Source organism: Schaalia sp. lx-260, from assembly GCF_021083645.1.
In the GTDB taxonomy this organism is placed as follows: Bacteria; Actinomycetota; Actinomycetes; order Actinomycetales; family Actinomycetaceae; genus Pauljensenia.
Map to the genome: position 1 here is coordinate 38,741 of NZ_JAJNRQ010000008.1, position 7,741 is coordinate 46,481.

General features: G+C 49.5%; 7 protein-coding genes and 1 CRISPR repeat array. All 7 genes read left to right on the plus strand.

All coding sequences use genetic code 11. The features are described 5' to 3' along the window. The first annotated feature begins 14 nt into the window (after nt 1-14). The 7 genes from cas7e to LRP57_RS08170 all read left to right on the plus strand — a co-directional run bounded on the left by cas7e (nt 15) and on the right by LRP57_RS08170 (nt 7,554). Nucleotides 15-1,160 (plus strand): type I-E CRISPR-associated protein Cas7/Cse4/CasC, encoded by a 1,146-nt coding sequence (cas7e, locus tag LRP57_RS08140; RefSeq protein WP_231206182.1) that lies wholly within the window; start codon nt 15-17, stop codon nt 1,158-1,160. Then, entirely contained in the window at nt 1,157-1,873 is a 717-nt protein-coding gene (gene cas5e / locus LRP57_RS08145) for a type I-E CRISPR-associated protein Cas5/CasD (RefSeq protein WP_331274751.1), read from the plus strand. Before cas7e ends, cas5e begins: the two co-directional genes overlap by 4 nt. Further along, entirely contained in the window at nt 1,870-2,604 is a 735-nt protein-coding gene (gene cas6e / locus LRP57_RS08150) for a type I-E CRISPR-associated protein Cas6/Cse3/CasE (RefSeq protein WP_231206186.1), read from the plus strand. The genes cas5e and cas6e overlap by 4 nt, the downstream gene beginning before the upstream one ends. A gap of 7 nt (nt 2,605-2,611) precedes the next feature. Then, entirely contained in the window at nt 2,612-3,547 is a 936-nt protein-coding gene (gene cas1e, locus LRP57_RS08155; protein ID WP_231206188.1) for a type I-E CRISPR-associated endonuclease Cas1e, read from the plus strand. Further along, nucleotides 3,544-3,888, plus strand: a complete 345-nt coding sequence (gene cas2e, locus LRP57_RS08160) for a type I-E CRISPR-associated endoribonuclease Cas2e (protein WP_231206190.1) — start codon at nt 3,544-3,546, stop codon at nt 3,886-3,888. The genes cas1e and cas2e overlap by 4 nt, the downstream gene beginning before the upstream one ends. Before the next feature lie 130 nt (nt 3,889-4,018). Further along, nucleotides 4,019-5,510: a CRISPR direct-repeat array (repeat unit 28 nt; unit sequence GTGTTCCCCGCGTAAGCGGGGATGAGCC). Nucleotides 5,511-6,684: 1,174 nt separating this feature from the next. Next, nucleotides 6,685-6,972 carry a hypothetical protein gene (locus LRP57_RS08165; protein ID WP_231206192.1) on the plus strand — a complete coding sequence of 96 codons (288 nt, stop codon included), beginning with the start codon at nt 6,685-6,687 and terminating at the stop codon, nt 6,970-6,972. Nucleotides 6,973-6,984: 12 nt separating this feature from the next. Beyond that, a complete protein-coding gene (locus LRP57_RS08170; protein ID WP_231206194.1) occupies nt 6,985-7,554 on the plus strand; it encodes a hypothetical protein in 570 nt (189 codons plus the stop codon). Nucleotides 7,555-7,741 lie beyond the last annotated feature (187 nt).

Consider the following 7,741-nt stretch of genomic DNA (forward strand, 5'->3'; position numbering starts at 1 on the left):
TGAAAGGAATAATCATGTCACTAACATTAGATATTCACGCACTTCAAACCCTCCCACCCAGCAATATCAACAGTGATGATACAGGAGCACCAAAAACAGCTCTCTACGGAGGAGTGATTCGCCATCGTGTGTCATCTCAAGCCTGGAAAAAAGCTATACGTGATGATTTCCGTCATCACTTCAATGCTGAAGACCTTGGAGTACGCTCCAAACGAGTTATTGATCTACTTGCGCGACGCGTCATTGAATTAGCTCCTGACTTTGATCCACAACGTGCTGCTGAACTCGCAAAAAAGCTTTTCACTGCTGCCGGCATCAAGATTAAAGATTCCAAAAAAACTTCAAAAACAGAAACGCAAACGAACACTGAGCGCGGTGAAAGTAAATACTTACTTTTCTTGAGCAATCGTCAGTTAAATGAAGCAGCACGATACATTATTGAACATCCGGATAAAAAACCCTCAAAGAAGGAAATTGCGCAGCTCCTGAATCAATACCATAGCATTGACATTGCCATGTTTGGACGTATGTTAACTGAAGCTGCGGACTTTAATGTTGATGCTTCGGTGCAAGTTGCACATGCTATTGGAGTAAGTGAAACAACGCTTGACTTCGATTACTTTACTGCTGTTGACGATGGAGTACAACGAAACGAAAATGAAGTTGGAGCAGGAATGATCGGAACGGTCCAAATGGCCTCATCCACTCTGTACCGTTTCGCCACAATTGATCTACTCTCATTGCATGAAAACCTCGCGCAAGAATCAAAAACTACGGCACATGCCGCTGTGAGTTTCGTTGAAAGTTTCGTGAAATCACTACCAACTGGAAAACTGAATAGTTTTGCCAACAACACCTTGCCAGATCTTGTCTACATCACCTTACGTGACGATCGTGCGGTGTCACTTGTCCATGCCTTTGAAGAAGCCATTCCTCAAGAACAACAAGATGGAACACGAGGTGTGCGTAAAGCCGCTGCACTTGAACTTGCCAAGGCTGCGCGAGCAATTGAAAGTACTTACGGGATGCCAACTAAAGTGAGTTTCATAGTTGCTCTCGATGATCTTGGGAAAGAATACGAAGGAGCGCAGGCAGTCACCTTCCCAGAACTTCTTGAAACACTGCCAGGAATTCTTACAGCAGAATTGGAAGAACAGTGAGTGAAACACAATCTTCTCTGCTCCTCTTATTTAGAGGCCCCATGCAATCATGGGGAGATGAGTCTCGTTTTGCTACACGTACTTCTCACGCTTACCCTACAAAATCTGGAGTAGTAGGACTACTTGCAGCGGCCCTTGGGCGCAGACGTGAAGATAGTATTGACGATCTTTCTCTGTTGCACTTTGGAGTTCGTGTCGATCAACCAGGGAGCCTTATGAAAGACTTCCAAACTGCGACACCAGCAGGAGCGAAAGACCCTCTGCCACTTATCAGTCGATATTACATTGCGAATGCTGTATTCCTTGTTGCTATCGGTGGGGAGCGTGCTCTGCTTGAAACATTAGAAAAAGCCTTAAAATCGCCACGATTCCCACTCTATCTTGGTCGACGAGCTTGTCCAGCCAATGTTGATCTTGTGATTGGCATAGTCGATCAGGATATTGATACGGCTTTAAGAGAACACGCCGAATGGTATGCGAATACACGACATAAACGCTTACTATCACGCATAGTAGATCTACCGATTTTTCGTGATCCTCTAGCGGACGAAAATACAGCACCTCGGCATCGACGTCGTGATCTTGCTGTTAGTTTCAATCCGGAACACCGTAAATATTTATGGCGTGAAATTGTAACAGCGAAACCAGTCCGCATGGAAAATCCTGATGGAAATGACGTACTTGATTTCTTTTCAACAGTGGTGACATCATGACAACTTTTACTCAAGTCCTGATAAATCCAGGAAAATATGAAGGACGTAAACTTTTACTTAACCCACAAGCAATGCATGCTAGGGTTCTGCGCTTCTTTCCGCCCGATATGGAAAGTAAAAAAGGAGAACGCGTTCTATGGAGGATTGACTCGCAGGAACACAGACATATCCTCTATATCGTTGCTCCTGAAACCCCTGATACCGGTGGTTTTGTTGAGCAAGCAGGATGGGAAACTCGGCCCGCACAAAGTGCCGACTATCAACCTTTGTTAGACAAATTGCGTGTAGGGCAGGAATGGCGCTTCCGTTTACGTGCTAATCCAGCGCATCGCGTAGCTTCTGCTGTGCAAGGGCAGAGGGGGAAAGTTCTTCCACATGTAACTGTTACCCAACAAATAGCATGGCTCTGCGCACAAGGAAAAAGACATGGGTTTCTCATTCCTAACTTTGGGACAAATGATGAAATCCAAGATCTTCAACAGGTGAAGGAAGGCATACCTACGGTAGCGGTGACAGAACGCGGAGATCGAATTTTTGACCATTACAATAAAAATCGACTTGGGAAAGAACAAATTACGCTTCGTCAAGCTCAGTTTGACGGTGCCCTTCGTATTGAAAATGTCGATCTTTTTCGTCACGCACTTGTTAGTGGAATTGGACGAGGTAAAGCCTATGGGTGTGGTCTTTTAACCTTGGCTCCTGTATTTTCTAGCGATAAAAATAGGGAGTAGCGTAAGAATGCTGAATGGGATTGGGCCACCTGAACGTCAAGAACTTGCGCGTGTGAGTGATCGTTTTTCATTCCTTTACGCGGAATGCTGCACGGTACACAGGGAAAACAATGCCATCACCTTTCAAGATAGTGAAGGAATAGTGCATGTGCCAGCTGCAAAATTAGCAGCACTCATGCTCGGCCCCGGCACACGTATTACTCATGCAGCAATGCGTGTGCTTGGTGACTGCGGTGTCACGATAGTGTGGTGCGGAGAGAAAGGGATTCGTTACTATGCTCATGGACGTTCCTTATCCCAATCATCGCGCATGGCGGAAATCCAAGCTCATCTTGTAAGCAATCAACGAACACGGCTAGCAGTGGCACGATCTATGTATCGTCTACGTTTTGCTGGTGAAGATGTGAGCACATTGACTATGCATCAGCTTCGTGGGCGCGAAGGCGCGCGTATGAAACGAATCTACAAGGAGAACTCGGAACGTACGGGTGTTCCTTGGGAAGGGCGAGTCTATGACGTCGATAATTACGCAGGAAGTGATCCAATTAATCAAGCGCTGACTTCAACGCATGCATGTCTTTATGGTGTAGTGCATGCAGTTATAGTGAGCCTGGGTTGTGTTCCTAGTCTTGGATTTGTACACAACGGTAAAGATCGAGCTTTTGTTTACGATATTGCAGACCTTTACAAAGCAGATATATCCATACCTTTAGCATTCGACGCAGTTGCGTACGGAGAAAGCGACGTTGAAGGAAACAGTCGCAGATTGTTTCGTGACAAGGCGCATAAATTCAAACTACTCCACCGCATAGTTAAAGATATTGCTGTTCTTTTTGACACTGAAATAGATACAGAGTTTACGCTCGCAGACCTTACATTATGGTCCGAATATGGATACACCAGTGCGGGTCGAAATTATGCGGAAGAAGTAGTGCTCACATGATTACTTTAGTGGTGACAGCGTGTCCAGCTGGATTGCGTGGAGATTTAACGAAATGGCTTCTAGAAATTAGTCCAGGAGTATTTGTAGGAAATGTAAGCGCACGTGTACGTGATTCCTTATGGGAAAGAACCGTAGGACTTTGTAAAGACGGTAGGGCGTTAATGATATTCAATGCGCCGAATGAGCAAGGCTATGACTACCGTGTGCACCTGCATTCATGGGAACCGGTTGATATGGATGGATTGACTTTGATGAAGCGTCCAAATGCGCGTGAAGATTATCAGCGTGCACGTACTGGTTGGAGCAAAGCTAGGGTATATAGGCGAGCTATACGCCGTTGAAATACCGGTGAATCTAAAAATTTAGAATAAGGTGCGAAAGTAACTTTGTAATTAGCGCAGAGAAATGAAAGTCGCACGAAAATAGTATTTTTTGTTGAATAAAAGATGATAAAATAAGGACTTCTTAAGAGTGTTCCCCGCGTAAGCGGGGATGAGCCTGTGCCGTGGTTGGTTGGGTATCTGGACGGGGCGTGTTCCCCGCGTAAGCGGGGATGAGCCGGGGGTTGAGGTTTTGTTGAAAGGTTTGAATATGTGTTCCCCGCGTAAGCGGGGATGAGCCTGTCTGGGAGTTCTTCGTCTTCTTCAAGTTGTGGTGTTCCCCGCGTAAGCGGGGATGAGCCTAAGAAACGGGGTATTTCTGTTGATTTTCTCGCGTGTTCCCCGCGTAAGCGGGGATGAGCCCGCAGCAACACCATCAGTCCAACAAAACTGATCGTGTTCCCCGCGTAAGCGGGGATGAGCCTAGGTCGTGACAACCCACCGGCCAGTATGAAACGTGTTCCCCGCGTAAGCGGGGATGAGCCGGCTGACGTAAATCAGGTAACACTTAATCGACAGTGTTCCCCGCGTAAGCGGGGATGAGCCGATAGCCTACGCCCTAATGGAATGTGAACTTGCGTGTTCCCCGCGTAAGCAGGGATGAGCCTAGTCGACGGATCATCAAACTCATCAGCGAACGGTGTTCCCCGCGTAAGCGGGGATGAGCCCATACTCGTCATACCGAACATACGAACCATGATGTGTTCCCCGCGTAAGCGGGGATGAGCCGAGCATGGGCACATACCGCGAATACCTCTCAACGTGTTCCCCGCGTAAGCGGGGATGAGCCTAGATACGAGAAATCTGCCCCTGCGACACGCCGGTGTTCCCCGCGTAAGCGGGGATGAGCCCAAATTCTGTCTCTTTCACCCGGCGAAAAAGGCGTGTTCCCCGCGTAAGCGGGGATGAGCCGGCATCGGAAACGGTTTGAAAAAGTCCTTGAAAGTGTTCCCCGCGTAAGCGGGGATGAGCCTGGTGCAACACAATCCGCGCAACACCATAAGGCGTGTTCCCCGCGTAAGCGGGGATGAGCCGTTTAAGCAGGGAATATAAGTATGGTTGATGGTGTGTTCCCCGCGTAAGCGGGGATGAGCCGTGAGTGCCATTTCAAAGGTAGTGGGTCTTTTGGTGTTCCCCGCGTAAGCGGGGATGAGCCTATGTGCATGGCTAAGGCGAAGAAGTTGCGACCGTGTTCCCCGCGTAAGCGGGGATGAGCCGTCTTGTCATACTGCATCGCTGTTTGGCATAGTGTGTTCCCCGCGTAAGCGGGGATGAGCCCAAAAACTACTATGTGCGAGTGCGGGCCATCGAGTGTTCCCCGCGTAAGCGGGGATGAGCCCTGATAACACAGTATGGTGTAAGGCACAAACAGGTGTTCCCCGCGTAAGCGGGGATGAGCCGCACAACACCCAGAACTAGGCCCCGTGCAAATCGTGTTCCCCGCGTAAGCGGGGATGAGCCGCCTATGGGTCGATTGGCTACTCAAAAACCAGTGTGTTCCCCGCGTAAGCGGGGATGAGCCGCATCAAAGTTTTTGTTTCGCGCGCGCGTAGGTGTGTTCCCCGCGTAAGCGGGGATGAGCCGTGCGGCAAGAGCGAGTATCCCAAGCGCTACCAGTGCGTACATGTTATAACCAGTCCATACGAGAGCGGCTATGAGGATATAGGCGAACAGGTTAATTTCGTTGCGATTTTTCATATTGTGTGATGGAATACCGGTAGGGCCGGTGGCCCGGAGTTGGTTTGTTCATCTCCGGACCGCCAGCTTTTTACTTGCGATCTTTCGGCTTTTTAATCTCGCCTACCAGCTCAGCTATTGCTTGAACAAGTTTGGCAAGCGTCGCAATGATCGCTGCTATTCCGTGTTCCCCGCGTAAGTGAGGATGAGCCTCTCTGTGTGAGCAGAACACGCCGCGCCAGCAAACCCCGCACACAGGCCCTACCAGTGAGGACACCAGCAGTAAGACAATCCGCACTCCTGCTACGCCGCAAAGCGCGGATAAGCTAGACAGGATCAAAAGCCTGTACGCTACCTTGGAGCCAATAGCCCTCACGCCAGGCGCGGGCGAGGATGCGCCGAACATCACGCAGCCGCCAATCAGCCTCCTACCCGGCCAAGGCCCCAGACGCGGACCCACACTATAAAGACACAGGCAGAAAGGAAGCACGCATGGGACAAGAATCTTGTTCAAAAGAAACGCCGCGTATTTTTTTGCAGATACTATTCCACTGGCTGTGCCACAGCGCCTAGAGGACTTACGCGGACCTGAAAACGGGTGGCTTGATCTGCCGATCACCGTGTTTTGGGCACCTAACCGGCGCTTCCCAATTAACAGTGATTCACAGCGCATAGAAGCATACAAAAATATTCTTGAACGCGGCACAAGACAAGACATATGCGCCTTCATCAACACCACACACCTACGCCGCCTCTGGCCCGAACTAACACCCCAGCCCCAGAGTAAAACACCTCTGGGAAACACACTTCCCCGAACTCACACACCATGAATAACACCCACGCGCAACGCGAACTCGCGCGACTCTTACTCACTTACCTCTCACAATACTCATTTGCTCTAGCAGGCTCACTAGCCGCAAGGGAACATGGACTCATCCACCGGCCAACCCAAGACATTGACCTATTTGCCGCAGCAAACACCAACACAAACACGTTTACAAGCGCCATAGCCGAACTTGACACGCACATGAAAGCACACGGCTGGCACACACATATACAGTGTTCCCCGCGTAAGTGGGGATGAGTCCGCTTGAGCACATCCTCTATGGTGGGAATCCGAAAGGCGGCGGCGGACACATGTATGGTCACGGGTGGAAGGTCAAGGACAGCAGGCCGCGTAGCGAATTTTCGCAGTCGTGGACGCAACGTGACATCACTAACGCTATACGGGAAGTCCTCGAAAACCACTGGGATGGGGAGTCTCTTGGTCCTTTCTCGGCTACTATTAAAGGCGAAATAGTAACAGTGTACGTCGGTGTTAAGAACGGAATGTTTGAGATTAAGACAGCGCACAAGGGACTACCGTAGGAGGTGAGCATGGTGTTCGAATGTAGCGAACTTACTGATGAAGAATATCGGCAGCTGTACGACGATCTGCGTGTGTACGCTATCCAGGTTCCTGACCCAGATAACAACGTAGCGATGAGCGATCAGGGATACAACAACGATCAAGAAGAGGCAATAGTCGGACTGATGCTCCCACTCATCAACAGCAGCATCGCCATACCAACGGAACTGATGCGTCGCCTGCGTCAGGAAGCCAAATACGATCCGTATTGGGCTCCCGAATTTCGTGACTTGGAAAAAGCTCAGAAGAAGCTGCGTCAAAAGACCGGTGTTTCCCGTGTAAGCGGGGATGAGTCCACCCGTTCTAAAAAGGCGACGCGCCGGGCGACTCTCGGGCAAATTGGAAGGTGCCCTACAGGTGTTCCCCGTGTAAGCGGGGATGAGTCGCAAAGCGAGCATTTGGTGATCGACTTGTTCCGCTGCGGGCTTGAAGACTCGTTCGCTGTAGGTGAGGTAGAAAAGCGACTTAGATTACACGAGCGCGTGAAAAAGGTTGTCGTTATCGACAAAGATCGAAGACTTCACTTTTTCAGCAATCAGTGATATCCTAAAGCAAATCTAGAGGGTACCAGCCAGGCCACCATTAAGGGAGAAATCCTGGCCTATACGACAAATCTTGTTGGTGTGGAGTGAACTTTTGTGGTGTGTTGGTGGTCAAAACTCGGTCGTTAACTCCCCTTTTTTTTCCCGGGCGTGTAATGGTGATGGGTGAATCGACTACATCGTTGCC